Source organism: Lawsonella clevelandensis (genome assembly GCF_003241315.1).
Taxonomy (GTDB): domain Bacteria; phylum Actinomycetota; class Actinomycetes; order Mycobacteriales; family Mycobacteriaceae; genus Lawsonella; species Lawsonella clevelandensis_A.
The window spans coordinates 116,869-143,389 of the sequence record NZ_QFOZ01000004.1 but is presented as its reverse complement, the minus strand read 5'-3'; the positions used below and the strand labels follow the sequence as shown (position 1 = coordinate 143,389).

21 protein-coding genes, 1 other RNA gene, 1 pseudogene and 1 riboswitch are annotated in these 26,521 nt (G+C 57.5%); of the genes and pseudogenes, 10 read left to right on the top strand and 13 right to left on the bottom strand.

Annotated elements, in window-relative coordinates; all coding sequences use genetic code 11:
• Nucleotides 1-70: 70 nt before the first annotated feature.
• The gene (ppk2, locus tag DI579_RS04240) at nucleotides 71-1,006 is read left to right on the top strand and encodes a polyphosphate kinase 2 (RefSeq protein WP_290598488.1); all 936 of its coding nucleotides are present in this window, start codon (nucleotides 71-73) and stop codon (nucleotides 1,004-1,006) included.
• 254 nt (nucleotides 1,007-1,260) lie between these two features.
• Nucleotides 1,261-1,371: riboswitch (TPP riboswitch) on the top strand.
• Nucleotides 1,360-3,156, top strand: a complete 1,797-nt coding sequence (thiC, locus tag DI579_RS04235) for a phosphomethylpyrimidine synthase ThiC (RefSeq protein WP_303678765.1) — start codon at nucleotides 1,360-1,362, stop codon at nucleotides 3,154-3,156. Its footprint overlaps the riboswitch before it by 12 nt.
• A gap of 77 nt (nucleotides 3,157-3,233) precedes the next feature.
• On the opposite strand, the gene DI579_RS04230 is transcribed toward thiC, so the two are convergent.
• The 5 genes from DI579_RS04230 to DI579_RS04210 all read right to left on the bottom strand — a co-directional run bounded on the left by DI579_RS04230 (nucleotide 3,234) and on the right by DI579_RS04210 (nucleotide 7,517).
• Nucleotides 3,234-4,067 (bottom strand): hypothetical protein, encoded by an 834-nt coding sequence (locus tag DI579_RS04230; RefSeq protein WP_290598490.1) that lies wholly within the window; start codon nucleotides 4,065-4,067, stop codon nucleotides 3,234-3,236.
• A gap of 1 nt (nucleotide 4,068) precedes the next feature.
• Nucleotides 4,069-5,037: an ATP-binding cassette domain-containing protein gene (locus DI579_RS04225; protein WP_303678764.1), complete on the bottom strand. Its 969-nt coding sequence runs from the start codon at nucleotides 5,035-5,037 to the stop codon at nucleotides 4,069-4,071.
• A 100-nt stretch (nucleotides 5,038-5,137) separates the two neighbouring features.
• Complete coding sequence (locus DI579_RS04220; RefSeq protein WP_290598492.1) at nucleotides 5,138-6,001, bottom strand: thiazole synthase; 864 nt, start codon at nucleotides 5,999-6,001, stop codon at nucleotides 5,138-5,140.
• Between the two features lie 3 nt (nucleotides 6,002-6,004).
• Nucleotides 6,005-6,205 (bottom strand): sulfur carrier protein ThiS, encoded by a 201-nt coding sequence (thiS, locus tag DI579_RS04215; protein ID WP_290598493.1) that lies wholly within the window; start codon nucleotides 6,203-6,205, stop codon nucleotides 6,005-6,007.
• Between the two features lie 67 nt (nucleotides 6,206-6,272).
• Nucleotides 6,273-7,517, bottom strand: a complete 1,245-nt coding sequence (locus tag DI579_RS04210; RefSeq protein ID WP_290598494.1) for an FAD-dependent oxidoreductase — start codon at nucleotides 7,515-7,517, stop codon at nucleotides 6,273-6,275.
• A gap of 83 nt (nucleotides 7,518-7,600) precedes the next feature.
• Between DI579_RS04210 and thiE the strand changes: the two genes are divergently transcribed.
• The 3 genes from thiE to DI579_RS04195 all read left to right on the top strand — a co-directional run bounded on the left by thiE (nucleotide 7,601) and on the right by DI579_RS04195 (nucleotide 12,174).
• Complete coding sequence (thiE, locus tag DI579_RS04205; protein ID WP_290598495.1) at nucleotides 7,601-8,362, top strand: thiamine phosphate synthase; 762 nt, start codon at nucleotides 7,601-7,603, stop codon at nucleotides 8,360-8,362.
• A gap of 86 nt (nucleotides 8,363-8,448) precedes the next feature.
• On the top strand, nucleotides 8,449-9,882 hold the full coding sequence (locus DI579_RS04200) for a hypothetical protein (RefSeq protein WP_290598497.1): 1,434 nt from the start codon (nucleotides 8,449-8,451) through the stop codon (nucleotides 9,880-9,882).
• Nucleotides 9,883-9,987: 105 nt separating this feature from the next.
• Nucleotides 9,988-12,174 carry a serine/threonine protein kinase gene (locus tag DI579_RS04195; RefSeq protein WP_303678763.1) on the top strand — a complete coding sequence of 729 codons (2,187 nt, stop codon included), beginning with the start codon at nucleotides 9,988-9,990 and terminating at the stop codon, nucleotides 12,172-12,174.
• 31 nt (nucleotides 12,175-12,205) lie between these two features.
• On the opposite strand, the gene DI579_RS04190 is transcribed toward DI579_RS04195, so the two are convergent.
• The gene (locus DI579_RS04190) at nucleotides 12,206-13,402 is read right to left on the bottom strand and encodes an acetate/propionate family kinase (protein WP_303678762.1); all 1,197 of its coding nucleotides are present in this window, start codon (nucleotides 13,400-13,402) and stop codon (nucleotides 12,206-12,208) included.
• Between the two features lie 9 nt (nucleotides 13,403-13,411).
• The gene (pta, locus tag DI579_RS04185) at nucleotides 13,412-15,049 is read right to left on the bottom strand and encodes a phosphate acetyltransferase (protein ID WP_303678761.1); all 1,638 of its coding nucleotides are present in this window, start codon (nucleotides 15,047-15,049) and stop codon (nucleotides 13,412-13,414) included.
• A gap of 351 nt (nucleotides 15,050-15,400) precedes the next feature.
• Between pta and DI579_RS04180 the strand changes: the two genes are divergently transcribed.
• The gene (locus DI579_RS04180; protein WP_290598548.1) at nucleotides 15,401-16,189 is read left to right on the top strand and encodes an HAD-IIA family hydrolase; all 789 of its coding nucleotides are present in this window, start codon (nucleotides 15,401-15,403) and stop codon (nucleotides 16,187-16,189) included.
• Here DI579_RS04180 and DI579_RS04175 read toward each other — a convergent pair.
• Nucleotides 16,173-17,237 carry an NUDIX domain-containing protein gene (locus DI579_RS04175; RefSeq protein ID WP_303678760.1) on the bottom strand — a complete coding sequence of 355 codons (1,065 nt, stop codon included), beginning with the start codon at nucleotides 17,235-17,237 and terminating at the stop codon, nucleotides 16,173-16,175. The two genes, DI579_RS04180 and DI579_RS04175, sit on opposite strands and share 17 nt — an antisense overlap.
• A 301-nt stretch (nucleotides 17,238-17,538) precedes the next feature.
• Between DI579_RS04175 and DI579_RS04170 the strand changes: the two genes are divergently transcribed.
• Nucleotides 17,539-18,960, top strand: a complete 1,422-nt coding sequence (locus DI579_RS04170) for an FAD-dependent oxidoreductase (RefSeq protein WP_303678759.1) — start codon at nucleotides 17,539-17,541, stop codon at nucleotides 18,958-18,960.
• Between the two features lie 47 nt (nucleotides 18,961-19,007).
• On the top strand, nucleotides 19,008-19,547 hold the full coding sequence (locus DI579_RS04165) for a DJ-1 family glyoxalase III (protein ID WP_303678758.1): 540 nt from the start codon (nucleotides 19,008-19,010) through the stop codon (nucleotides 19,545-19,547).
• Between the two features lie 55 nt (nucleotides 19,548-19,602).
• On the opposite strand, the gene recR is transcribed toward DI579_RS04165, so the two are convergent.
• Together recR and DI579_RS04155 are read right to left on the bottom strand one after the other, a co-directional pair.
• Complete coding sequence (recR, locus tag DI579_RS04160) at nucleotides 19,603-20,235, bottom strand: recombination mediator RecR (RefSeq protein ID WP_290598506.1); 633 nt, start codon at nucleotides 20,233-20,235, stop codon at nucleotides 19,603-19,605.
• Nucleotides 20,236-20,252: 17 nt separating this feature from the next.
• Nucleotides 20,253-22,352, bottom strand: a complete 2,100-nt coding sequence (locus tag DI579_RS04155) for a DNA polymerase III subunit gamma and tau (RefSeq protein WP_303678757.1) — start codon at nucleotides 22,350-22,352, stop codon at nucleotides 20,253-20,255.
• A 344-nt stretch (nucleotides 22,353-22,696) separates the two neighbouring features.
• On the opposite strand from DI579_RS04155, the gene DI579_RS04150 reads away from it, so the two are divergent.
• Nucleotides 22,697-22,945 carry a hypothetical protein gene (locus DI579_RS04150; RefSeq protein ID WP_303678756.1) on the top strand — a complete coding sequence of 83 codons (249 nt, stop codon included), beginning with the start codon at nucleotides 22,697-22,699 and terminating at the stop codon, nucleotides 22,943-22,945.
• A gap of 182 nt (nucleotides 22,946-23,127) precedes the next feature.
• Nucleotides 23,128-24,027, top strand: a pseudogene (locus DI579_RS04145) (MinD/ParA family protein); the annotation flags it as partial.
• A 154-nt stretch (nucleotides 24,028-24,181) separates the two neighbouring features.
• Here DI579_RS04145 and DI579_RS04140 read toward each other — a convergent pair.
• The 3 genes from DI579_RS04140 to gluQRS form a co-directional block, all read right to left on the bottom strand.
• Nucleotides 24,182-25,459: an aminotransferase class I/II-fold pyridoxal phosphate-dependent enzyme gene (locus DI579_RS04140; RefSeq protein WP_303678755.1), complete on the bottom strand. Its 1,278-nt coding sequence runs from the start codon at nucleotides 25,457-25,459 to the stop codon at nucleotides 24,182-24,184.
• 26 nt (nucleotides 25,460-25,485) lie between these two features.
• Nucleotides 25,486-25,582: signal recognition particle sRNA small type (ffs, locus tag DI579_RS04135), an RNA gene on the bottom strand.
• A gap of 66 nt (nucleotides 25,583-25,648) precedes the next feature.
• Nucleotides 25,649-26,518: a tRNA glutamyl-Q(34) synthetase GluQRS gene (gluQRS, locus tag DI579_RS04130; RefSeq protein WP_303678754.1), complete on the bottom strand. Its 870-nt coding sequence runs from the start codon at nucleotides 26,516-26,518 to the stop codon at nucleotides 25,649-25,651.
• Nucleotides 26,519-26,521 lie beyond the last annotated feature (3 nt).

Genomic DNA, 26,521 nt, shown 5'->3' with positions numbered 1-26,521 from the left:
AGCAAGCGGAGGAGATCTTTATCGTTTCCCCCGCTACACTTGGTGTATCTAACTGGACAAAAGGGTAGGAATGGAAAACCGCGAACTTAGAGACTACATTGACCGTCTCCGCGCCGAAGGTTACACCGTCCGTGACGACCACGGAGAAGACCCCGACCTCATTGACATCAACGGCAAGGCGGTCGATACCTGGAGGGAGAATTATCCCTACCACCACCGTATGCACCGCAATAGCTACGAGGTGGAGAAGTATCTTCTGCAAATTGAACTACTGAAGTTTCAAAACTGGTCAGTGGATAATAAGAAACGCCACCTCATTATTTTCGAAGGCCGTGATGCTGCCGGTAAGGGCGGCACCATCAAGCGTTTCAACGAGTACATTAACGTTCGCCACGCCCGCGTCGTCGCCCTCACCAAACCCACGGAGAGGGAAAAGAACCAATGGTACTTCCAGCGCTACATTGAGCACCTGCCGTCTGCCGGCGAAATCGTCATGTTTGACCGCTCCTGGTACAACCGCGCCAATGTGGAGCGCGTCATGGGCTTCTGCACGCAGGACGAGTACGAACTCTTCATGCACCAAGTACCCACATTTGAAAAGATGCTCATTGAAGACGGCATCTCCCTCACCAAATTCTGGTTCTCGGTGAGCCAGCAGGAACAACGCACCCGCTTCGCGATCCGCCAACTGGACCCGGTACGCCGCTGGAAACTCTCCCCCATGGATCTCGAGTCCCTGGATAAGTGGGAAAAGTACACGAACGCTAAAGAGGAAATGTTCCGTCGTACGGATACCGACTGGGCACCGTGGACCGTCATTAAATCCAATGACAAGAAACGCGCCCGCATTAACGCACTGCGCTACTTCCTCAACAAGTTCGACTATGAGGATAAAGACACCCAAGTAGTGTTCAACCCGGACGCCAAAGTAGTGAAACGCGGCAAAGACACGCTTCCCGAGAATCAACATTCCAAGAAGACACAAGAACTAGCCCACCGCGAGTGAGGTTGACATAAGTATTCAGCCCGGTGCCGCTCCTCTAGTCCATAACAGGGGAAGGTACCGGGCTGAGCTATAGCCTGTGCCGCGCATAAGGACACCACATAAGGGCACGCACAGGGGTACCGCATAGGGACGCGCATAGGGGGAATAGAGGAAAGCGTAAGCCTAGCGCGAACTCCCCACCTGCATACACATCACATCACTACCCCATGGACTACGCTCGGTACTGTACACATGAGCAATATGCTGTACGCATAACTAACACTTGCGGGTGCTCCACAATCCCGGGGCTGAGAATGCGCAGACGCGCGCATACCGCCATGACCTGATCGGATAATGCCGAAGAGGGAGCCATAATGAACAATTCTGCCCACAGTTCTCTTGCCACCATCACCACGGGGCCCATCTACCACAGCGAAAAGCACTACATTGACGTCCCCTACGACGCCGCAGTATCCGCCCCCGGGGCTGCACTCCTGGAGGGCTCACCCAGCACCTGCACACTCCATGTTCCAGTACGCCGCATCAACCTCACCAATGGGGAACACTGCGACGTGTACGACACGTCCGGTATCTACACCGAAAACCAGTACGCCCCCGCAGAGGACGGCACCTACCCCCAGCAGCCCGATCTGGAGGCCGGCCTAGAGCGCCTCCACACCACGTGGCCGCAATTCGCCGCCGTCCCCGCCGACCCCACCAGCAACACCCCCGAGGGTCAGAAGCGTGTCCGCACGCAGCTAGCGTGGGCCCGCAACGGCATCATCACCCCCCAGATGGCGTTCATTGCCGCCCGCGAAAACATGCCCGCAGAGATGGTGCGGGAAGAGGTTGCCGCCGGCCGCGCCGTCATCTGCTGCAACCACAACCACCCGGAGGCAGAACCCTGCATTATCGGCAAAAAGTTCGCCACCAAAATTAACGCCAACATTGGTAACAGCGCCGTCAGCTCCTCCATTGCGGAGGAAGTAGAGAAAATGGTGTGGGCCACCCGCTGGGGTGCAGACACCATCATGGACCTGTCCACCGGCAAGAACATTCACGAAACCCGCGAGTGGATTCTCCGCAACTGCCCCACCCCGCTGGGTACCGTCCCCATGTATCAGGCGCTGGAAAAAGTGAAGGGTGACCCCGCCAAACTCACCTGGGAAATCTACAAGGACACTGTTATTGAGCAGTGCGAACAGGGCGTGGACTACATGACCATCCACGCCGGCGTACTACTGCAGTATGTGCCGCTTACCGCGAACCGGGTGACGGGCATTGTCTCCCGCGGCGGCTCCATCATGGCGGCCTGGTGCCTGGCCTACCACAAGCAGTCCTTCCTCTACGAGAATTTTGCGGAACTGTGCGACATTCTGGCCAGCTACGATGTGACATTCTCGCTAGGTGACGGCTTGCGTCCCGGCTCTATCGCCGACGCCAACGACAAGGCACAACTAGCCGAGCTGCACACCTTGGGTGAGTTGACGAAGATCGCCTGGGCACACGGTGCGCAGGTGATGATTGAGGGCCCCGGCCACGTACCCATGGACAAGATTGTAGAAAACGTCACCCTGGAGGAGGACTGGTGCCACGAAGCCCCCTTCTACACACTAGGGCCACTGGCCACTGACATTGCCCCCGCCTACGACCACATTACGTCCGCTATTGGAGCGGCGATTATTGCCCAGGCCGGCACCGCCATGCTCTGCTACGTCACCCCGAAAGAGCACTTGGGGCTGCCCAACCGTGACGACGTCAAAGTAGGGTGCATAACCTACAAGATTGCCGCCCACGCAGCCGACCTGGCAAAGGGACTACCGAATGCGCAGGCCCGCGATGATGCCATGTCTAGAGCACGGTTCGATTTCCGCTGGCGTGACCAGTTCGCCCTGTCCCTCGACCCGGATACGGCCCAGGACTTCCACGATGAAACCCTGCCGGCGGAGCCTGCCAAGCATGCCCACTTCTGCTCCATGTGTGGCCCGAAATTCTGCTCTATGCGCATCTCTAAAGACGTGCAGGATTATGCCCGCGAACATGGCCTAGATAGCGAAGAGGCTATTGCCGCTGGCATGCGGGAGAAGGCCGCCCAGTTTGAGGCTGTTGGTGGCGAGGTGTACGTGCCTGTCTCCGAGTTCAGAACAAGCCTGGGTAAAGAGGATAAATAGGACAAAAGAGTATACATATGAAAAGCCGGGACAGTACGTACTGTCCCGGCTTTTCCGTACTTTGTTACGGCTGTGTTTTAGTGAGATGGATTGTCCAGCGCGGCTACAGCTGGTTTCTGGTGAATCTGGAATTTTCGCAACATGGGATCTGTGACGAATAGTCCAATGATGAAGAGGGCAGCTGCAATACCGAAGAAGTATCCTCCTGCGCCGAGATAATTCCACTCAAAGTGCACCATTTGGAGGGTTCCACCACCATTAATGAATGCGCTGAGGTTTTGGAATGGCAGGTACGGGCCAAAGTTCACCTTGGGGGTAATGGCGATAAGAATGGATTCGATAGCCGTCATCCACACCACAAGTAAAGCGACAGCACCAGCAGTGTTGCGGATAATCATGCCGATGCCCATGGAGAGTATGGTCAGGAGGAAGAAACCAACGGGGATACGCCAGTAGAAGCCCGCCCAGTCTGCGGAGAAAATATCCAGTGTTCCTGAATTCAGCGCGATGAGCTTGGATACTAGCGTGCTCACAAAAGTAACGACGAGGCCAACCAGTGCCATGTAGAGCCCAGCCACCACAAGTTTTGCTAGAAAGACGAGAGGGCGGCGCGGCACTCCGCGGAACGTGGGTTCAATACTGAGAGTGTTGTACTCGTTAGTAACAATAGTGATACTGAAGAGAAGAACAACGACAATACCAGCACTCGTCACCCCCATGAGTACGCCCTCGGGGGGATAGTAGAAGCCATCACCCATATAGTGGGCTTGCGGCAGGTTCTTGTAGTACCAGGCCATAAAGGCGGAATTAGCAATTCCCAACACAGCAATAATGATGGTGTAGATAAGTGTTGAGCGAACGGACCACATTTTGATCCATTCGGCGCGCATGGCGTTGTAGAAAGTTTTCATGCTACTTGGCCTCCTGCCCGTTACCGTTGGTAGTCAAGGAAGTGCCACCACTGCGGTATTGCTCCCAATCCTGCGTCATTTGTAGGTAGACGTCCTCCACACTGGCACCAATAACCACTAGCTCATAGAGCGGAATATTATTTTTTGCGGCGAGATCTGCAACAACGGACGTATTATCCGCATCCACGATGACGGCGGTGCCCAGCGATGAATCGCTACTGGTGTCAGTGGGGTCAACGGCGGCGGATAAGCCAGCCTCAGCAAGAATCCGCACCAATTGCGGGGCGAACTTTGTGCGGGCTCGGACGCGGGTAGGTGCCTGTTTCTCAAATTCAGCAATGGACGTATTGGCAAGCAACTTGCCCTGCCCCAAAACGACAAGGCGGTCTGCAGTCTGCGAGATTTCTGCCAGTAGGTGCGAGGAGACCAGAATTCCTCTCCCCTCTGCAGCTAGGTTCTTCGCGAAGCGGCGGAACCAGGCGATACCCTCCGGGTCCAGGCCATTGACAGGCTCGTCGAAAAGCAGATAGCGGGGGTTACCCAGCATCGCTTCTGCCATTCCCAGGCGCTGCCGCATACCGAGGGAATAGGATTTGGTGGGCTGACTAGCAACCTCTGTTAAGCCAACAAGGGCTAAGCATTCCTCTACGCGATTCATGGGAATGTCATTGGAGGCCGCCATGTATCGCAAGTGATTACGGCCGGATCGACGGGGGTGCATGCAGTTGGTGTTCAGGAGAGCACCCACCGTGCAGAGGGGATTGTTCAGATCGCGGTAGCGCATACCGTCGATAAGAGCGAAACCGGCATTGGGGGTTTCTAGTTCCACGATCATGCGCATAGTTGTTGATTTGCCTGCGCCGTTAGGTCCCAGGAAGCCGGTGATGTGTCCCGGTTCAACAGTGAATGTGAGGTTATCAACAGCGGTGCGTTTGCCGAACCGCTTGGTGAGCCCAGAAATCTCTATCATGCGGTCCAGTTTTCTCCGCTAACCTGTGTGTATCCTGTGAAGGCGCTAGCAGTGTCCTATGTATGTCACGCGTATGCCGCGGGTGATTAGCCGCGGGAGATCACTCTTCACTATCAGAAAGATCAAAATGTCCCGCGGGGGAGGATGCTTTACCCCAGAAACGCTTCGACATACGCCCCGCCAAATATGCGGCACGCCCCGCACTAACAGCGTGACGCATAGCACGCGCCATCATCACCGGATCATTTGCCCGCGTAATAGCAGACGCCATTAATACTGCATCACACCCCATTTCCATGGCTAGAGCAGCATCGGAGGCAGTCCCAATACCGGCATCGCACACCACCGGAATATGCGCCTGGGAAATAATCATCTCCAAATTGTGTGGGTTGCGGATACCCAACCCGGTTCCAATAGGGGCCGCTAATGGCATAACCGCAGAACAGCCAACCTCTTCCAAATAGCGGGCAATAATGGGGTCATCGGTGGTGTACGGCAAGACAGTGAAGCCATCATCAATAAGCTGCTCAGCGGCGTCTAATAGCTCCACCACGTCCGGCAGTAGCGTGCGATCATCCGCAATAACTTCCAGCTTGATCCAATCCGTGCCGAGAGCCTCCCGCGCCAATTGGGCTGTTAAAACAGCTTCACGCGCAGTGCGACAGCCCGCCGTATTGGGAAGCGGATCAATAGTGAGATCCTGCAGAAGCTCTAGCGTGCTGGCCGCACCCGTGCCATGCCCTAAACGCGGGTCAACACGGCGAATAGACACTGTAGTGAGTTCCGTGCCGGACGCATCCAGAGCGTCCTTCAACACCTGCTGATTAGCGGCTCCACCAGTGCCCATAATGAGCCGGGACCGAAACGTCCGACCCGCAATAGTGAGGAGATCCTCCCCCACCTGACGATGATCCTCTGCAGCCAGACGCTGGCTCAGTTCCTCCGCTTGGTTGGCATCACGCATGTGCTAGCCTCCCTGTACAGCAGTAAGAATATCCACCTCAGCGCCCGGCGCGAGAGTAGTGGTGGACCATGTGGAGGCTGGAACAACCGCAGCATTGACAGCCACAGCAGTCCCTGCGCTAGTGAGATGACGCTCCGCCATAAGGTCTGCAACAGTAGCATTATCGGCGATAGTGACGGTGTCCCCATTCACGGTAATAGTCATGCGTTTCTCCCTTCTCCCTACGTTCTCTATTCCTACTTTTACTCTAACGACCTATCCCGTCACCCTGCTACAGGATGAAGTTAGGAATACGATGCGGATCGCACGCTTTCGCCTCGGGCAATTCCTGCCCTATGAGGGCAGCCACCGCCGCCACCGCAGACAGTGGAGTGTGCAAAATACCATTGCGCCCATGCCCGGTAGCGACCACCAGTCGGCCATCGAGAGCCTCCGGCACGCGCCCCAAATAGGGCAGATTATCTATACTGCCGGGGCGTAAACCGGCAATACACTCATACAGTTCATAGTCGGTGACGCCGGGGAAGAGAATCTCCGTATCCTCCAGCAGCTGCAGCACACCACCGACCGTCACCTGGCGATCCTCGCCATGCTCATACTCCGTGGCACCAATAAGGAGGCCCCACGGGCGTGGCACAAGATAGATGGGCCGCCCATGCACGCGACCGCGAATAGTGCGCTTCGGCGGCTCCGGAACCCCCGGCCGCGAGTGCAGCCGCAGCACCTCGCCTTTGATAGGGCGAATAGGCAGATTAATACCGACTGTGGCAGCCAAGGCTTGGGACCCATTCCCGGCTGCCAACACAACCTGGTCGTAGCGGCCAATTGTGCCATTAACAAGGTCGTTTAAGTCATCAATCTGGCGTTCGCAGAGAGTGACACCATAGGTGCCCTCGCACTGTTCCCGCAATGCTGCCAATAATTCCCGGTTATCAACAGAACGCTCGCCCTCAGTGAGCAGGGCAGCCCGCGCCGCCCGGCTTAACGAGGGTTCCAGGGCCCGCAGTTCCCGGCGGGTAATCTTCCGCATCCGCGCATCCACCGGATTATCAGAACCCGGAGCCAGGAAGGGGGCCACCCCATCAATAGTGCCGCCCCGCGCCCACAGATCCTCACGGGTGGTGACGTACTGATAGATCTTCTCCAGGTCCGCCACGTCCCCCGCATCCACACCCACATTGAGTGTCCCCACCGTGGAGGTGAACACGTGGGGGTGATTGGCGTTCAGTTTGCCCCCAAAACCCGGCCAGTGACGCAGCGAGGCGGCACCCAGACGTAGTTGCTCGTCCTCCCCCGGCCATGCTTCGGTAATGCCCCCCAACATGCCGCCGGCACACCAGCCAGCGGAATTAGCCCACGATAAAGACGGATCATAGACAGTAACCGTGAAACCCGCCGAGGCGGCTTTCAGTGCAGTGGCAAGACCAATGACGGAGCCACCCACAATAGCCACGTTAGTTCCTAGTGGTGCGCCGCTACTGTCAGTTGCGGTTATCCGCGAACGAAGATCAGACACAAAAACACCCTTCTTTATCCCCTTCTTTATCTCTGTGTCTACCCTACTCGGTGAAATGTGGCACGCTAGAGATTGTGAATACCATGGCGCCTAACTCTGCTTCCAACACTCCATCCCACAGTGCATCTCACAGTGCATACAGTGCTGCAACCGCGGCACTTACCCCGCGGGAACGACTCCAGACCGCCCACCTGTACCTTTGCATGGACGCCCGGCGCCACCTGGATAACGGCCGTCCTCGCTTTACCGCCTTACGCGAATTAGCGGAGCAGGCCTGCGAGGGCGGCTGCGACATTATCCAACTGCGCGATAAAAACTCTCCCGGCGAACGTGAGCTAGGCACAATGACTGTCCTAGAACAGTTGGAGGCTCTCCGCATACTGGGTGAGGTTGTGCACTCCTATGGGGCACTCTTGGCCGTCAACGACCGCATGGATGTGGCAGTGGCAGCCGGGGCGGACGTGGCACACGTGGGGCAGGACGATATTCCCACCGCTGTGGCCCGCCAGATTCTTGGCGATGACGTAGTACTGGGGCTCAGCTGCCACTCCCCCGCCGATGTTGACGGCGCCCTCACCAACCCCGCCATAGACTATTTTTGTACGGGACCTATCTGGGCTACCCCCACGAAGCCCGGCCGCCCCGCCGTCGGCCTCGACCTGGTGCAGTATGCGGCCCAGCAGCACCCTAAAAAACCCTGGTTCGCTATTGGCGGCGTGAACACAAAAACAGCACCAGATGTGGTGGCCGCGGGGGCCCAACGCATTGTTGTTGTGCGGGCTATTACTGACGCCTCCGACCCCGCAGATGCCGCCCGCATATTACGGTCCTCCACGGAACGCTAAACTACCCCCGGACAACCAGACAATTCCGCCAAAAACTGGCAGAATAAGCATTGTCGTTACTGCCATCTTGAGGAGGCTACGTCTCGATGCGTCTTACTCCGCGTCCCCGCCTTCTCCCTGAGCGACCGCTCACCGAGCTACGCAACGCGGTACAAAACCGATCCATCGACAAAGCCCTCAACACTAACTTCGACTACGACGAAACCTCCGACGCGCCCCTCCCCGAACACAGTCTCACCATACGGGAACGCTTCTCTTTCCTCCGCGGATTCCTCTCCACCACCCCCGGTAAGTTTTCTATCGTTACCACCCTGCTGCTTATCTGCTGCATTGTTTTAGGAGGCGCCGCCGCCGCCCTCACCTTCGACCGGCAGCAGGAACTAGACACCATGCTGAACGAGTCCGAACCGCTCGCGCACGCCTCCCAGCAACTCTATAGTTCCCTGTCTCTGGCGAATACTGCCGCCACCACCCAGTTCATGACCTCTGCGGAAAGTGAAGAAGTAGCGCGGCAGTACGAGCGAGCCATTATTGACGCCTCCGTTAACGCCATAGATTCCCGCTCCAGCACGTCCGCGCACGGTAAAGAAGACCGCGACCTCATTGTGCGTATTAACGCCAGTATCCCCGTCTACACTGCGCGCATTGGGCAAGCACTCGCCGAGCAGAGTATGAATAATCCGCTGACCACCATCCACCAGTCAGATGCCCAATCCATTATGGATGAGCATCTTCTGCCCGAAGCCGAGCAACTCTACAAGAACCGCTACGCTTCCATCAACGTTGCACAAAAAGCCTGGGCACGTCCCCTTTACGCGGCAGGAATATGCCTTATTTTCCTGATAGCGGCACTTGTGGCAGCACAGCTATGGCTCACGCACGTCACCCGCCGCCGCTTCAATGGTGGTCTCCTGGCCGCCACCGTCCTCGCGATCCTCTCCCTCCTGTGGGTGCTCGTCTCCTCCGGCATTTCCCTAGCCACCGCAGACAGTAGCGCCAGCAGCAACCACTCCATCTCCGAAGTGCTTACCGACGCCCGCATTATTACCCAACAAATGCGGTCTGGCGAGATGATGGAACTCTCCCAATCCAACGCCGGCTCCCCCATCAACCCGCAGCCCTTCCACGACAATATGGACACTGTTGCCAGCGCCCTCGACACATTTGAAGAACGCTCCGGCTCCTCCGAGGCCACCGACCTCACTAACCAAACCCGCACCGCCCTCCACAAATGGGAGATCACTCACCAGAAGATGGTGACGGCACTGCACCACGGCGACCGCAAAAAAGCCACCACCATAGCAACGAGCATGACGCAAGAAAACGGAGGCGGGCAATTCAATACCGTTGACACCCTGCTACAACGGTGCATTAGTAGCGCCCGCAACCAGGTACGAGACAGTGCAGACCTAGCCCACAGCACAATCTTCGCCACCGGAGTAGGGCTTGTTATTCTGCTCGTCCTAGAAGCTGGGTGCATCGTGGCCGGATTCCTCCCCCGCTACCGGGAGTACGAATAATGAACGCACGCCACAGCAAACACCACAGCAGCAACCGCAGCCGCTCCCTATAATCCCTTCGACGATGACGATGGCGACGACTTCTCCATCTCCGAACTCCTCGCCATGGGCGACCCCCGGAACTCCACAGCGGCAGACGAACCCCACCCCGACAGTATTGTCAGCACTGTTGGCGTGCGGAAAGTGACCGTCACCGGTAACCCCAATGACGGCGAAAACCCCCACCGCATAGACACCGAGTTTGAAGTCCAGCAACGCCCCGGAAGGCGCGTTGCCGACGGCCTCGTCACTATCCCCTTCATCACCCCCTATGATCCGCTCGACGCGCTCCTCAGTGAGGAAAAAGTGGCGAAAGTGGCCGCCCAAAAAGGTGTTCCGCTTCCCCGCCTGAAACCCGGCGACTGGGTGAGTGACCAGTACGAAATCCAGGGTGTTATCGCCTACGGCGGCATGGGGTGGATCTACATTGGCCGCGACCACAATGTTTCCGACCGCTGGGTCGTGTTCAAAGGCCTCCTTGACACTAACCGGGAAGAATCCCTGGAAGTTGCCCACGCCGAAAAAGAAATCCTGGCGCAAGTCACCCACCCCGGCATCGTCAATATCTACAACTTCGTTATTGACCACAACCCCGCCCACCACAGCGCCACCCAGCCCAATGACGCCGACTACATCGTCATGGAATACGTTGGTGGCCCCTCCCTGCGCACCGTCCGCAACTCCAAACCCGGGCATGTCCTGGACGTCACCCTGGCCATTGGCTACATTCTGGAAGTTCTCCCCGCCCTCGACCACCTACACTCCCTGGGGCTTACCTACAACGACCTGAAACCCGACAACATTATGCTCACCGAAGACCAGGTGAAACTCATCGACATGGGGGCGGTAACCCCCATCGGCAAATTCGGCTACATCTACGGCACCCCCGGGTTCCAGGCCCCCGAAATCTCCACCAGCGGCCCCTCCGTCGCCTCCGATATTTACACGGTGGGCCGCACCCTCGCCGCTCTCATTATGCGGCTACCGCACAAGCACGGCATCTACGAGCCGGGAATTCCCTCCCCCGCCGATGAGCCCCTCATGTACAAGCATGACAACCTCTACCGGCTGCTACGCCGTGCTACCGACCCTAACCCCAAGCGCCGCTTCACTTCCGCCACTGACATGTCAGTGCAGTTGATGGGTGTGCTCCGTGAGATCCTGTCAGAGCGAGAAGGACGCGAATATCCCTTCCTCTCCACCCAATTCTCGCCGCAGCGCAACACATTCGGCATCACTAAAGAAGTGGCCCGCACCGACTTCCTCCGCGACGGGCGCGTCCACGATTTCCTCCTCAACCCCGAATCCCTCGCCGAGGCCGTACCGCTGCCGCTACCAGACCCAGATGACCCCGGCATACAGCTTGTTACCGCCACCAGCTACTCCACCCCCCAGGAACGTATCGACAAACTCATGGTGGCGTTGCAAGATCCAGAATCCCCCGCCCGGCACTCCACGGAAGTCCCCCTGGCTATTGTGCGCGCCTACATTGACGCCGGTGAGCCCTCTGTTGCGAAAAACATTCTCACCCAAATGCACCCGCATATTCTGGACTGGCGCTACGAGTGGTACCACGGCATTACCAGCCTACTGAAACACCACTACCGGCCCGCCTACAAGCATTTCGACAAAGTGCTCGATAGTCTCCCCGGCGAAATCGGCCCCAAACTTGCCCTGGCCTCCACCTCCGAACTTATTGTGCAAGAAGAACCAGACATGTCTCTGGCGGAAAAAGAAGAATGGCAGGCGATTGCCCGCAGCTACTACCGCACCTGCTGGCGCAGTGACCACACCACCGTCTCCGCCGGATTTGGGCTTGCCCGCCAACTCAACCACCTGGGTGAAGTGGACCAGGCCGTCAACACGCTAGGAGAATTACTCTCCAATAACCGGCACTATCCCACGGCAGTACTAACAGCAGTACTAATGATGGTTCGGCGGCCACCCTCCGAACTGACAGAAGACACTCTTATCCAGGCAGCAGATATGCTGCTGACCTTACCGGAGACAGAGCCACGCATTCGCCAGGTTCGCATTGTGGTGTTGGAGGCTGCCCTGCGGTGGCTACGCTACAACAAACTCTCCTACGCGGAACACCACAAGAAGATCTTTAACCTGAACTTTTCCAGCAATGGTGTACGCGGCGGGTTAGAGCGCAGCTTACGTATTCTCGCTCGCAACGCCCCAACCCGCCTGCACCGCTACCGGCTAGTGGATATGGCCAATACGCTACGGCCATTCACACTGTTTTAACCGGCAGTGTTGTAACCGGCACTGTAAAGAGCTACTTCGCGAACTGGAGAGCGTGCCGGGAGATCGCTAGCTCCTCATTCGTCGGCACCACCATCACCGTCACCTTAGACGTTGGGGTGGAGATAATAGTGGGTGTGCTCATGCGGTGGTTATTGGCTTTTTCGTCAACCTCAATGCCCAGTTCCTCCAAGCCTTCCAGGCACGAGAACCGCATTTCGGGGGATTTTTCACCAATGCCGGCGGTGAACACAATAACGTCTAAGCCACCCAATTCCGCCATGTAGGCGCCCAGGTAGCGCTTCACACGGTGGACGTACACGTCCCAGCAGCGCTGGCCGACGGGATCGTGGGCGGCCATCAGATCGTCCAAGTCGCGCATGTCGGAGGAGCCAATCATAGCTTTCACACCGGATTCGCGGTTAAACATGGTGTCCATCTCGTCCACGGTGTAGCCGCCCTGGCGCATCAAGTGGAAGACCACGGAAGCATCAATGTCGCCGCAGCGCGTCCCCATCACAAGGCCCTCCAGTGGGGTGAGGCCCATAGACGTATCGATGGGTTTACCGCCGCGAATAGCGGAGGCGGAGGCACCATTACCAAGGTGGAAAATAATCTGACGGAGGGTCGCCGGATCACGGTCCAAAAGGCGCGGAACCTGCTGGGATACATACTGGTGGCTGGTGCCGTGGGCACCGTAGCGGCGCACCGCATACTTTTCGGCGATATCCTGCGGAATGGGGTAGATGCGGGAAGCGTCGGGCAGGTCTGCGAAAAAGGCAGTATCAAAAACAGCGACGTGGGGAATATCGGGGAGGAGGTCGCGGGCTACCTTCATACCCAGCACGTGCGCCGGGTTGTGAAGGGGCGCCAGCGGGGAGAGGCTGGCGATCTGCTCAATGACGGTGTCGTCAATTTTAACGGGCTCGCGGAAGAGGTTACCGCCCTGCACCACGCGGTGTCCTACTGCCACAACGTCCTGTTCGTCGAGGTTGAGGCCTACTTCGTTGAAGAGGTCAATGACGAGTTGCAGGCCGACCGCGTGGTCGGGAATTTCTGCCTGGTGTTCAATTTTTTCCCCATCGTGTTTGATGGAGTACTTGCCCTGCTGCAGACCGATCTGGTCGACCATACCGGAGGCAACAACGGCGTCTTTCCCCTCCAACGCCGGATTAATGAGCTGGTACTTAATGGAGGAAGAACCAGAGTTAATAACAAATACAGTGCTCACGTATGGCTCCTAGATATTTTGGGCTTGGACGGCAGTAACGGCAACAGTATTCACAATATCGTCGACAAGTGCGCCGCGGGACAAATCATTAATGGGTTTCTTAAGGCCCTGCAGAATGGGGCCGACGGCAACGGCGCCGGCGGTACGCTGCACTGCCTTGTAGGTGTTGTTGCCGGTGTTGAGGTCGGGGAAGACGAGCACGGTGGCGCGGCCAGCAACGGGAGAATCGGGGGCTTTAGCGGCAGCCACAGTAGCGTCCACGGCAGCATCGAACTGGATGGGGCCATCTATGGGGTAAGCCATGCCGTTTTCCTTTGCCAGGGTAACAGCGTCGCGAACTTTATCGACGGCGGCACCGGAACCGGAAGTACCAGTGGAGTAAGAGAGGAGAGCAACGCGCGGCTCCACCCCGAACTGGCTGGCGGTCTCCGCGGAGGAGACGGCAATGTCAGCAAGCTGGGTGGGGTTGGGGTCAATATTGACGGCGCAGTCCCCGAAAGCCAGCACGTGATCTTGGAGGCACATGAGGAAGATGGAGGAGACGGTAGAGACACCCGGCTTCGTCTTAATGATTTCAAAACTGGGGCGGATGGTGTGAGCGGTGGTGTGTGCCGCGCCGGAAACCATGCCGTCAGCTTTACCAAGGTGCACCATCATGGTGGCGAAGTAGCTGATGTCCTGTAGTTTCTGACGGGCATCGTCCATGCTGATGCCCTTGTGCTTGCGCAGTTCGTAGTAGGTTTCCACGAACTCGTCGAGGCCCTCATAATGCGTTGGGTCCAGGAGGGTAGCGGCGGAGAGGTCCAGGCCAAGCTGCTGGGCGCGGGTGCGGATAGTGTCCGGATCGCCCAGGATAGTGAGGTCTGCGAAGCCCTCGCGAAGAATGATATGGGCTGCTTTCAGAATGCGATCATCGTCGCCTTCTGGGAGCACAATGTGTTTCTTGTTGGCCTTGGCTCGTTCTAGCAGCTGGTACTGGAACATGTGGGGGGTGACGGCAGTGGGGGCCGGAAGTTCCAGAAGAGCGTCTGTAGAGAAGTCCGCGGCGGTAAAGACGGGAAGCTCGAGAGCATCGGCAAGAGCAGCGTTAGTAGAGGCAGCGTTAGCAGAAGCAGTGTCATCGGCAGAGGCAGCGTCAATAATGAGGGCTGCTGGGGCGTGATGGTTGTCGCGGAGGTACTGGACGGTAGCGCGGCAGACGGATTGGAAAGTGGCGGCGTCCTGGCCGTTAAAGCTCTCCACAAGAAGCAGGTGTGCACCCAGGTTCATGGCGATGGTGGCGTTAAGGTCGCATTCGCCTGCCATGTTTGCGGAGTAGTCACTGCCAAGAATGAGGACAATATCGCAGGTGTCTTGGACGGCGGCGAAGCGGGCAATGATAGTGCTGAGGGCGGCGTTGCGGTCTGTGACCGCGGTGAGGTAGTCAACGCCCGTACAGTCGTCGTAGCTGAGACTGGTGTTACTCTCGTCCACAAGCATGTGCAGGAAAACGTCTGTGCTGGTGGAGGCGAGGGGGTTGAGGGGGCGGAAGATACCAACGGTGTATCCGGCGTCTTTCAGACTGTGGAGGAGGTTCTTTGTGATGGTGTAGGTGTCGGTATGGGTGGCCGATGCCATGATGTAGAAGGGTGTGTGTTTCCGCTTCATAAAAGTCATCGATTCCTTATGTTTCGTCACGTGCGCGGAAGCGCCAGGGTTGTGGCGGCTGCGCTCATGGCAATTGTGTCCATAAATTAGTGTGAGCTCGGATAGTACAGAACTCCAGGCTGCGCCCTTACGCCCCATTGTAGTGACCAAAATTACATCCAGACGAATTTTCTTAGGGTGTACTGCGTCTCAATATCTCGCTAGAAAACTCTTAATATTTTCCAGGAGAGCTGCGACAATGAGGGTATGGCTACGCACAACTCGGAAACATCCCCCACAAAAACCTCCCCCGCGGAACACTCTCCCACAAAAACATCCTCGGCTACCACCCAGTGGAATTTCCTCACCGATATGGATGGAGTCCTTATTCAAGAGGACAAGCCCATTGACGGTGCCAAAGATTTCCTACAAGAACTCAAAGACAGCGGCACCCACTATATGGTGCTTACCAATAACTCTATTTTTACGCCCCGCGATTTAGCGGCCCGCCTGCGCCTATCCGGCATTGATATTCCCGCCGACCATATTTGGACATCGGCGCTGGCCACCGCCGCATTCCTAGACGAGCAAAACCCACACGGAACCGCCTACGTGGTGGGAGAAACTGGCCTCACAACCGCTATCCACGAGGCCGGCTATATTCTCACCGATACCGACCCAGACTATGTGGTGCTGGGGGAAACTCGTACCTATAGTTTTGAAGCTATCACGAAGGCCATCAACCTCATTTTGAAAGGCGCCAAGTTTATCTGCACAAACCCGGATAACACGGGCCCTTGCCCGGAGGGTGTCCTGCCTGCAACAGGGTCGGTGGCGTCCCTCATTATGACGTCAACAGGGAAAGAACCCTACTACATTGGGAAGCCAAACCCGATGATGATGCGTTCCGCGCTCCGCGCTATGCATGCGCACTCGGAGGAAACCATTATGATTGGCGACCGCATGGACACGGATGTGAAGTCTGGTCTGGAGGCCGGCATGCACACGTTCCTGGTGCTCTCCGGTATTTCCACGGTGAAAATAGCACGCCAATGGCCGTACCGCCCCAGCCGCATTATTGACTCAGTGGGTTCCCTTGTGGGACATATTGACGATCCCCTAAGCGTGCCAAACTCTAAACAAGTTACGAAGAAGAGCTAGACCCGGCAGAACGAGACTGCGACGAAAGAGACTGGGAAGAATTCAGCTGGGAAAGGCAGGAATTGTCCCACACGTGAATGAAATTCTGCGGTAGTTCCTCAATAAGGCCAGTATTTTCAGTGACCACAATAGTGTTGCGGCGCTTCGCCACATTCTCCAACACCATTGTGCGCACCAGCGAGGCGGAGTCGCTGTCTGAGTCAACGGTGTGGAAGTAACTTTGTGCGGTGTAGGGCAGGGCTCTATCCTCCCGCGCGCCCGTAATTTTTCCACCTAGCACAACTGTGCAGTGTGCGGTCCAGTAGAAACCCGGTTCGGTAGTTTCTTGCGCGCACCCGTCCGCGTCAAGAAAATCGGTGGCGTGGCGGCGGCGCCACACCCAGGGACGGTGTTTCGCAATTTTCCCGAGGATACTATCGGCCCTGCTGCGATCGCTTTGCCACCAGTGTTTATCCTGGCCAGAGTAGATGGATTCGCCATCAATAATGAGGTCGGCTTCGGTTGTTTTGAGGGCGGGCCAGACGCGCCCAAATCCGGGAATGAGTTCCAGTTGGGACACTTCATCTTCGGAGAGCCAGGCGAGTTCTTTGGATTCTTCGTCAGCTTGGAAGTCTACGGGCGCGTTGAGGTCCGCCACAACGGTAGTGTAGGTCCATAGACCGCTCGTTGTGTCCACGCGTTCAAAGTAGTGGTCGCCGCTGCGGGAGATGCGGTCCCCCAGGGGATCGAAGTCGCGGGTGAGGCGTTTCACAAACCGCATTCCGGCGGTGGGGGCGGACCAGCGGGCACGGGCGGGGTTGAGGGCGATGTGGGTTTCTTCGTGGACTTCGCGGAGGGCTCCTTCTATGGGGCTTTCGTGGGAGTCTATTGCTCCCCCGGGGAGTCCCCAGGTGCCGCCGGCATTGGTCCATTCGGCTCGATGTTGCATAAGGATGAGGGGAGTACCGTCTGCGGCGGGGGCGCGGAGGAGAAGTCCTGCTGCACCGAATACGCCCCAGCAGTGTTCGTCTTGGGGCCCAATACACATTCCATCGCCATCATGATCCACGGTGCCCATTTTACTGGTGAAGAGGTGTGTGGGCACTTTTTTAGAGGGGTGACCGTGGGAAGTGTGGCCTAAATTACCAGCGACCCCCACCGGAGCGCGTGCGTGGGGGTCGCTGATATCTTGTGACGAACGAGGAGGAGTATCTGCCCTTACTCCATCTCGCAATAATTATCTTAGGGTAGGCTAACCTTGTGGTGCAAGTTTTTCGGTACACTTTTTACAAAATAGTTTTCTTGCCCCGTTCTGTAGAATAGAAGCCACACTAAATGACACTCTGACCTCGACTGTAGAAGAAGTAATTATGACCCGACCCCTCCGCGTCGCCATCATCGGCTCTGGCCCAGCAGGTATCTACGCCTCGGACTGCCTTATGAAATCCGCCGCCGCCCAAGACCCCGGCGTCAGCATCGATATCCTCGAACGCATGCCCGCCCCCTTCGGCCTCATCCGCTACGGCGTAGCACCCGACCACCCCCGCATTAAAGGCATCATCGCCAACCTGCACAAAGTACTCAACAAACAACAAGTACGCTTCTTCGGCAACGTCGAATTCGGAACCGACGTCACCCTCGACAACCTCCTCCAGTACTACGACGCCGTCATCTTCGCCACCGGCGCAAAAGCCGACCGCGCCCTCAACATTCCCGGCATTGACCTAGACGGATCCTACGGCGCCGCCGAATTCGTCGCCTGGTACGACGGCCAACCCGAATTCCCCCGCCAGTGGCCCCTCGACTCCGAAAAAGTAGCCGTTATCGGCGTCGGCAACGTCTCCCTGGACGTCTCCCGCATCCTCGCGAAAACCGCCGACGAACTCCACGTCACCGAAATCCCCGACAACGTCTACGAGTGCCTTAAAGCCTCCAAGGTAAAAGAAGTTCACGTTTTCGGCCGCCGCGGCCCCGCCCAAGCCAAATACACCCCCGTTGAACTGCGCGAACTGGACCACTCACCAAACGTCCAAGTTCTTGTTAACCCCGAAGATATTGACTACGACAAGGCCTCCGAAGAAGCCCGGCGCGCCGCTAAAGCCACCGACATGGTGTGCACCACGCTGGAAAACTACGCCATGCGCGACGAGGACCCCAACCCGGATATCTGCAAAATCTATATCCACCTCTTTGAATCCCCCGTCGAAATCCTGGGCAAAGACGGCAAAGTGGCCGGTATCCGCACCGAACGTACCCAGCTCAACGGCAAGGGCGGTGTTACCGGTACCGGAAAGACCACCGACTGGGAGGTCGGCCAGGTCTACCGCGCCGTCGGTTACCTCTCCTCCGAACTGCCCGGTATTCCCTTCAACCACACCCTCGGCACCATTGAAAACGTGGCCGGACGTGTCGTTGACCAGGCCGGCGACCATATTGCCCCGCTGTACACCACCGGTTGGGTAAAGCGTGGCCCCGTCGGACTTATTGGCAACACTAAATCTGACGCCAACGAAACCATCCAGAACCTCCTGGAGGACTGGGCGGCAGGCAAACTCAACCAGCCAGCACACCCGTCACCAGAAGAAGCCCGTACTTGGCTGGATAACCTGCCGAAGAAAATTACTGACTGGACCGGCTGGTACCGCCTAGACGTTCACGAGAAGAAACGCGGCGCGCAGGAAGGACGCGAGCGGAAGAAGATCGTGGAATGGGACGACATGGTGAACGCCTCCCACGACACAAGCGTGGACGAAGAAGCCGAAGCGGACCGAAAAGCACGCGGAGGCTGCTAAAACATAAATAGAAGACCTCACCTGATCACCGGTAAAGGAGCATAAAAATGACCACTGCTGTTGTTGTTCTTATTGATGGTTTTGAGGAGATTGAAGCCCTTGCCACGGTAGACATTCTGCGCCGCGGCGGAGTGGACGTGACCACCGCTTCCCTCACCGAATCCCGGACGGTGACGGGTAGCCATGCCATTCCCGTCCAGGCAGACGCCATGTTCGCCGATGTGGATGCGCAGGGTGCGGATGTGCTTGTTGTTCCGGGCGGCACCACTGCTTTCAACGACCACGAGGGGTTGAAGAAAGAAATTGTGGCCCGCGCTAAGAGCGACAAGTATGTGGCCTCTATCTGCGCCGCCCCCATGGTGTTGGGTGGGCTTGGCCTCCTGAAGGGCAAGAATGCCACCTGCTACCCCGGTTTTGAAAAGTACTGCGACGGCGCCACCATGCTGGATGTTCCAGCGGTTGTGGATGGGAAGATCATCACCGGGCATGGGCCTGGTTGGGCGCTAGAATTTGCTCTCACTATTCTGGCCGAGGTTGTTTCCGCACAGACTGCTGAGGATGTACGCGCCGGGCTGCTACTGGACTAGCGGTTACTGAGCTAGCCTGAGCTGGCTTACCACACTAAAGGACTGCTAGAGAGCTCTAGAAGATGCTGCGTCGTCCTTGGAGGGCGCGGCCTAGTGTGAGCTCGTCCGCAAATTCAATATCGCCACCCATGGAGAGGCCAGTGGCCAGGCGGCTCACCGTAAGATTGGGGAAATCCTTGAGAATACGGGCCAGGTAGCTGGCGGTCGCTTCGCCGACGGTATTGGGGTTGGTGGCTAGGATGACCTCACTGATGTGAATATCAGTGGGGTCTCCTTTATAGTCCTCCACGGGTTGGGCGATGCGGGTGAGCAGATTCCGGATGTTGAGTTGGTCTGGGCCAATACCTTTCAGTGGGTCCAGTGCCCCACCGAGCACGTGGTAGCGGCCGTGAAATTCGCGGGTGCGTTCAATGGCTTGTACGTCTTTGGATTCCTCCACCACGCAGATGACGTCGAGGTCTCGTTTGGGGTCGGAGCAGATGCTGCATGTGTCGGTTTCGGAGACGTTTCCGCAAATGTGGCAGTAGGTGACGCCGTCGCGGAGTGCGGCAACAGCGTTTGCGAGGCGGTCAATTGTATCGGGTTCCTGGTTGAGGAGGTGGAAGGCGATACGCTGAGCACCTTTGGGGCCTACTCCGGGGAGGCGTCCGAGCTCGTCAATGAGGTTTTGGACGGGTCCTTCATACACTTAGTTATCATCATCCTCTATGAGTGTGGCGCCCAACGTTTCTTGCAGATGTTCGATAGCAATATCGGCGGCACTGCGGTGGTCAAGATTCTTTTGTGTGGGGTCGGCAGCATCAGCCAACATCTGGTTAATGCAGGGCCACTGTTGGCAGGGCCACCATCGCTCGAGGTCGCATCACCAGTGGGGTCGGCAGGTGTTGCACTAGCAGGTGACGTTCCACCATGTGAAACGCCGCCAGTCGGCGACGCCTTAGCATGCGCCCTCGCAGACTGTAGCCGTTCAGCATAAGACTGTGCAGAAGTGGATTGTGCAGTATGGGACTGTGCAGAAGCAGACTGTGCAGCTGGGTCATGCGTGGTAGAGGTGCCTGCACTGCGGGCGGCATCTTGTGCAGTGAGGCACCGAACATGCACCTGTACACCCAGCGTGTGGGCAATAGCGTCCGTCAACAATGCAATATGCCGGGGTTCGTTAATGCGGGAGACGAGGGGGCCGGACGTGTGGCTAATGGATAGTTGGGCAGTATCCGGCTGGTAGTCCACCACACGGGCGGTAGCGAGCATAACGTCCAGTGTGCGGGACTGTGCACGAACTGCATTACGGATAGCCACCCACTGGTTGGAGAAAGTTTCCGCGGTCAGATCGCTTGCAGCAGAACTGTTTTCCGAAGATTCAACCGTCTGTGTAGACGGAGTGGACTGTGCAGTCGAGGCAGACTGTGCAGACTGCCCAGCTGAGGCAGCCTGTGCGGCCGGAACAGCTTGTGCAGACGCAGCGGCCTGAACGGGCTGAGATTCTTGCGACGCTTCCTTTTTAGCCTTCTTCTCCGCCATAACAGCACGAATACGGGCTGTTCCCTCCGTAGCGTTACGGGCGGCCTCCTCACGGGAAATGTGTGGGGCGGAAGAAACGGGAGGTTCCATTGCCGCATTCTGATGAGCAGGCGTATTCAGAGAAATATTGGACCCTACACCGCGTTCCAGCTGCTCCACGCGCTGCAATAGTGCTTCGTAGGAATCGTCGGTGGCGGGTAGCAGCATGCGTGCCGACATAATTTCTAGCAGTAAGCGCGGTGATGTTGCTCCCCGCATATCTTTCAGCCCCGTGCTCAAAACATCAGCGAAGCGTGTGGCGGTGGCAGGGCCCAATTCCTTGGCCTGAGCTATCATGCGCTCCATCTGGTCGTCGGGGGCGTCCACCAGGCCCGTATCTGCCGCATCTTTTACCGACTGCAGCATAATGAGGTCGCGGAAACGGTCGAGGAGGTCGCTGGTGAACCGGCGTGGATCATGTCCGGCGGCAATAACCCGCTCAATAGTGCCGAACATGCCGGAGCGATCCGCCGCAGCCAGGGCGTTAACCGCATCATCGATAAGAGCAACGTCAGTGGCACCCAGGAGAGCGAGGGCACTCTGGTAGGTGATGCCGTCCTCGCCAGAACCCGCCATAAGCTGGTCCAGTACGGAAAGAGCGTCACGAGGGGAACCACCACCGGCGCGAATAACCAGCGGGTAGACTGCCGGGTCCACCTTGACACCCTCCTGCTCACAAATGCGTTCCAGCAGTCCACGCATAGCGTTAGGGGCGAGGAGACGGAACGGGTAGTGGTGGGTACGGGACTTAATGGTGGGGAGAACTTTCTCCGGCTCCGTCGTTGCAAAAATGAAAATGAGATGCTCGGGTGGCTCCTCCACAATCTTCAACAGGGCGTTGAAGCCGGCGGAGGTGACCATGTGGGCCTCGTCAATAATGAAAACCCGGTAGCGGGATTCGGCGGGCGCATAGAAGGCACGGTCGCGCAGTTCACGGGCATCGTCCACACCACCGTGGGAGGCCGCGTCCAGTTCGGTGACGTCGAGGTTACCGGGGCCACCGGGGGCGAGCGCCAAGCACGACGCGCACTTGCCGCAGGGGGTGCTGGTGGGGCCCTCGGCACAGTTCAGGGAACGGGCGAGGATACGCGCGGAGGACGTTTTGCCGGTACCGCGCGGACCGGAGAATAAATAGGCATGGTTAATGTGGCCGCTGTCTAATGCTTGCATCAGCGGCTCGGTTACATGCTCCTGCCCAACTACTTCAGCGAAAGTAGCGGGACGGTACTTATGGTAAAGCGCCACGCTTTAGAGCCTACCCGGACAGTGCGACAAACACAGCTCAGCAAGCCTGCCACCCCAAACGTGGGTTATGTGCAGACAGTCTCCTCCTTATGGGCATGCGCAGAATTCGCCGCACTTGGCGGTATTCACCACTTTTTTAAAAATTTTTTTATTACTTGTAAAAACATCGTAACTGCAGGTAAAAGAGCATTTTTTGATCAATAAAAGAGCATTTCTGACACAAGTAGCTCCCCCACGGGGGAACCTTATCCCCCATACTTGTCCGTGCTTCCCGCACTGCGCTTTACCGCGTTCTCCACTCTCCACGGGAAGCTACCGTAAGAGCCCACCTTAGGAGTAAAAGCATGGTTTATTCAGAATTCGGTGGCGACCACTACAACGCCCAACCCTCTACGCCCTTTACACCCTCTATCCCTCCGAAGCGCATCACCACCACAGAACTTCCTATCGTCGATCCGGACCCGGGCGAACGCCCATTTCTTCTGTCCGATGACGCAACTACCCCCCTCCTCCGCAGTCTTTTGAAAGCGCCTTCCCACCTGCCTATAAGGAGCCGACGACACCATCACCGTCCTTTAGTGATCCCTACCTAGGTTTCCGCGATCCTGCCTACTCTCCCACTCCTCCCGTCTATTCCCCCGACAACACTGCCCTATCCGGCCAGACTGCCACCCACGTTAACAACGCTCCTACACCATCTACACCCTCTCCATCCACACTGTCCGCTATCGACACTGTGCAGAATGTTCCCACCGCGAAGGCCGTCCCGCAGAGTGGCTGGCGGAAGTTTATTTATAAAGCCAGCCGCGGCACCATCAACCCCGGACTATCCACTGAAGAAAAAGAAGTAGAGGCGTTAAAGGAACGCGTCCGCCAAAACGTTCGTGGCGACTACCGCATTGCGTGTTTGTCACTCAAAGGCGGGGTGGGGAAAACCACCACCACTGTTGGACTGGGATCCACTTTCGCGTCCCTACGCGGGGACCGCATTATCGCCATTGACGCCAACCCGGACTTAGGTACCCTCGCACAACGCGTACCCCAGCAGACGAATTCCACTGTGCGGGACCTCCTCGAAGACCCCTCCATTCACCGCTACTCGGACGTACGAGCCCACACGTCACAGGCTCTCTCCCGTCTGGAAGTATTGGCCTCAGAATCCGATCCGGCCATTAGTGAAGCCTTCTCCGAAAAGGACTACCGCCGCACTATCGACATTCTGCAGTCCTTCTACAACATCATTCTTACAGACTGCGGTACTGGCCTTATGCACGATGCCATGCACGGCGTCCTCGACCTAGCAGATTCGCTTGTGCTGGTCTCCTCCCCCGCTATTGATGGTGCCCGAAGTGCCTGGTCCACCCTCAACTGGCTGGACGCGCACGGCTACCAACACCTTGTGAAACGCACTGTGGTAGCCATCTGTTCCAGCCGCGCCGGCTCCGCCAGTATCGACATGGACCAACTCCAGGCCACCTTTAACCAGCGCTGCGCCGCCGTCCACCTTATCCCCTTCGATGAGCACCTTGCGGAAGGCTCCGAAGTGGATATGGACAAAATGGGCAAGGCTACCCGCCGCGCTTTTATTGAACTTGCCGCTTCCGTGGCGGACGGGTTTTCGCAGACTCTCGTCCCAACCAGTGTGAAACGGCCAGAGAAGCATCATGTAGAGTAACCGCCACTAACCATGCACCCTTCCAGGTGGAAACCGCATGATGTGAGGAAAGCCCCGGTCTGTTTTGGAGAGCATGACCGGGGCTTTCTGTATGTATTTCTCTATACCATCACCACGTGTAATGACTACATGTCATTGGTGAAATGGTGGCGGATTACGCAGCTAGTGCCTTCTCAAGAGCAGCTTTCAGCACGCATGTAGCAACACCATCCATGGCGACGGTAATCTCCTCCAACGGGGGAAGAGACGGGGCCAGGCGAATGTTGGTCTCCTTCGGATCCTCACCCTTGGGGTAGGCGGAACCAGCATTGGTGAGCTTAATACCAGCCTCGGCGGCGAGAGCAACCACGCGCTTCGCGGTACCCGGAACAACATCAAGAGAGATGAAGTAGCCGCCCTTCGGCTCAGTCCAGGTAGCCACGTCGTACTCGCCCAGGCGCTCAGCCAGGATCTTCTCCACGGCCGCAAACTTGGGGGCAAGAATGTCCTTGTGCTTCAGCATGTGGGCTTTGACACCATCTGCATTGCCGAAGAAACGAACATGCGCCAGCTGGCTAATCTTGTTCGGGCCGATAGTGGCAATACCCAGGTACTTCTTGTACCAGTCCAGGTTGGTGGAGGAAGTGTTAAGGAAGCTAACACCAGCACCGGCGAAAGTGATCTTAGAAGAAGACGTCAGCTGGAAAACACGATCCGGGTGGCCCGCATCGGCAGCCATCTTGACGATGGGCAGAATCTCGGGGAATTCATCGGTGAGCGTGTGAATACCGTAAGCGTTATCCCACATGATGGTGAAATCAGAGGCGGCAGTAGGCATAGAAACAAGCTTCTCGGCAACCTCCCGGGAGGTAACAGTACCGTCCGGATTGGCGAATACTGGCACCAGCCACATGCCCTTAATAGAGGGATCATTGGCGACGAGGTCAGCGATAGCGTCAGCGTCGGGGCCGTCCTCGTTCATGGGAACCTGGATCATCTCAAAACCCAGTGTTTCCGTGATGGAGAAGTGGCGGTCATAGCCGGGGACGGGGCAGAGCCACTTTAAGGTGTTTTCTTTTACCCATGGTTGGGGGCTGGAGGGGAGGCCGTGCAGCATGGCGAATGTGAGCACGTAGTGCATAATCTCCAGGCTGGCATTATTTTCGGCAATGATCTCCTCGACAGGTACCCCAAGAATGTCGGCCCAGATAGTACGAATGGATTTCAGGCCAGCCAAGTTCCCATAGTTGCGGGCATCGGTACCGTCTACATCCGTGGTTGAGCCTTCACCGAGCAGCGAAAGGAGACCATTGGAGAGGTCGAGTTGCTGGGCGGAAGGCTTACCGCGAGTGAGATCCAGTGAAAGATTTTTACCCTTGAAGTCTTCGTAGCGGGTGTTGATCTCGTGGGAGAGAGCTTCCAGCTCTTCGCGGCTCATCGTCGACAGTGACATGAGAAGCCTTTCTAAAATTGGCATAAAAAAAGCGGGCGCCGCGCACCCGCCAGAGCCCGCTGACCCTTGCTGCCTTCCGGCCCTGGGGGGATTCACAGGATGGACGCCGCGCGGTGCCCACACAACAGTTTAGCGGTTCTTATCATTCAGGGAAACTCTACGTATCCTCCCCACCACTACTGTCCTCCATTAGCTGAGGGGATTCCGCAGGAGCCAGTCCCGCACCTGTGCGGCAGTACGACCCTTCGCCAATTCCGACTGCAATGTCATACCGGCACCACCCGCCCGTTTTGCCAGGCGTTTTCCTTGCTTGTCCCGCATCAGTGGTACATGCCGGTAGGTGACGGGTGGCAACCCTAATAAGTGCGCCAGATAGGCTTGCCGCGGGGCTGACGAGAGAAGATCCTCACCCCGCACCACCTGGTCTACCCCCTGGGCGGCATCATCAACGACCACCGCCAAGTTGTAGGCCCACATGCCGTCACCGCGACGCAACACAACATCATCCACCACACCGGTATAGGGTTGCGGATGTCCCGGCCGTGCCCCCTCCACCGCGCACTCTTCCGGAACTGTCCACTCCGTTACCTGCGCGCGCAGACGTAAAGCGGGCTGACGGAAATTCGCTGCGGCGGCAAGTTCTGCGCGTTTAGCGGCACGCTGTTCTTCGGTGAGGTTGCGGCAGGTACCCGGGTAGGATCCCGGCGGGGAATGCGGGGCGCGGGGTGCCTCCAGGATTTCCCGGCGCGAACAGTAACATTCGTACACCAGCCCTTGAGCGGCGAGCTTATCCACGGCAGCCTGGTAGGCGGCATGGCGGCGGGACTGCCACATAATGTCGCCATCCCACTCAATTCCGAGGGCGGCCAGGTCGGCTAGTTGACGTTCGGCAATGTCACGGGAGCAGCGTTGTTCGTCGAGGTCCTCTACACGCATGCGGAAACTGCGCCCGGTGCTGCGGGCGGCAGTGTAGGCCAGTAGTGCGGTGCGTAGGTTTCCCAGGTGGAGGTCTCCCGAGGGTGTGGGGGCGAAACGTCCAGCTCCCATAAAGTTGACCATAGG

Excerpts from the sequence above, each read along its gene's own strand:
- ppk2 (WP_290598488.1), top strand. The coding sequence starts at position 71 with ATGGAAAACCGCGAACTTAGAGACTACATTGACCGTCTCCGCGCCGAA.
- thiC (WP_303678765.1), top strand. The coding sequence starts at position 1,360 with ATGAACAATTCTGCCCACAGTTCTCTTGCCACCATCACCACGGGGCCC.
- DI579_RS04230 (WP_290598490.1), bottom strand. The coding sequence starts at position 4,067 with ATGAAAACTTTCTACAACGCCATGCGCGCCGAATGGATCAAAATGTGG.
- DI579_RS04225 (WP_303678764.1), bottom strand. The coding sequence starts at position 5,037 with ATGATAGAGATTTCTGGGCTCACCAAGCGGTTCGGCAAACGCACCGCT.
- DI579_RS04220 (WP_290598492.1), bottom strand. The coding sequence starts at position 6,001 with ATGCGTGATGCCAACCAAGCGGAGGAACTGAGCCAGCGTCTGGCTGCA.
- thiS (WP_290598493.1), bottom strand. The coding sequence starts at position 6,205 with ATGACTATTACCGTGAATGGGGACACCGTCACTATCGCCGATAATGCT.
- thiE (WP_290598495.1), top strand. The coding sequence starts at position 7,601 with ATGGCGCCTAACTCTGCTTCCAACACTCCATCCCACAGTGCATCTCAC.
- DI579_RS04200 (WP_290598497.1), top strand. The coding sequence starts at position 8,449 with ATGCGTCTTACTCCGCGTCCCCGCCTTCTCCCTGAGCGACCGCTCACC.
- DI579_RS04195 (WP_303678763.1), top strand. The coding sequence starts at position 9,988 with ATGGGCGACCCCCGGAACTCCACAGCGGCAGACGAACCCCACCCCGAC.
- pta (WP_303678761.1), bottom strand. The coding sequence starts at position 15,049 with ATGAAGCGGAAACACACACCCTTCTACATCATGGCATCGGCCACCCAT.
- DI579_RS04180 (WP_290598548.1), top strand. The coding sequence starts at position 15,401 with ATGGATGGAGTCCTTATTCAAGAGGACAAGCCCATTGACGGTGCCAAA.
- DI579_RS04170 (WP_303678759.1), top strand. The coding sequence starts at position 17,539 with ATGACCCGACCCCTCCGCGTCGCCATCATCGGCTCTGGCCCAGCAGGT.
- DI579_RS04165 (WP_303678758.1), top strand. The coding sequence starts at position 19,008 with ATGACCACTGCTGTTGTTGTTCTTATTGATGGTTTTGAGGAGATTGAA.
- DI579_RS04150 (WP_303678756.1), top strand. The coding sequence starts at position 22,697 with ATGGTTTATTCAGAATTCGGTGGCGACCACTACAACGCCCAACCCTCT.
- DI579_RS04140 (WP_303678755.1), bottom strand. The coding sequence starts at position 25,459 with ATGTCACTGTCGACGATGAGCCGCGAAGAGCTGGAAGCTCTCTCCCAC.
- gluQRS (WP_303678754.1), bottom strand. The coding sequence starts at position 26,518 with ATGGTCAACTTTATGGGAGCTGGACGTTTCGCCCCCACACCCTCGGGA.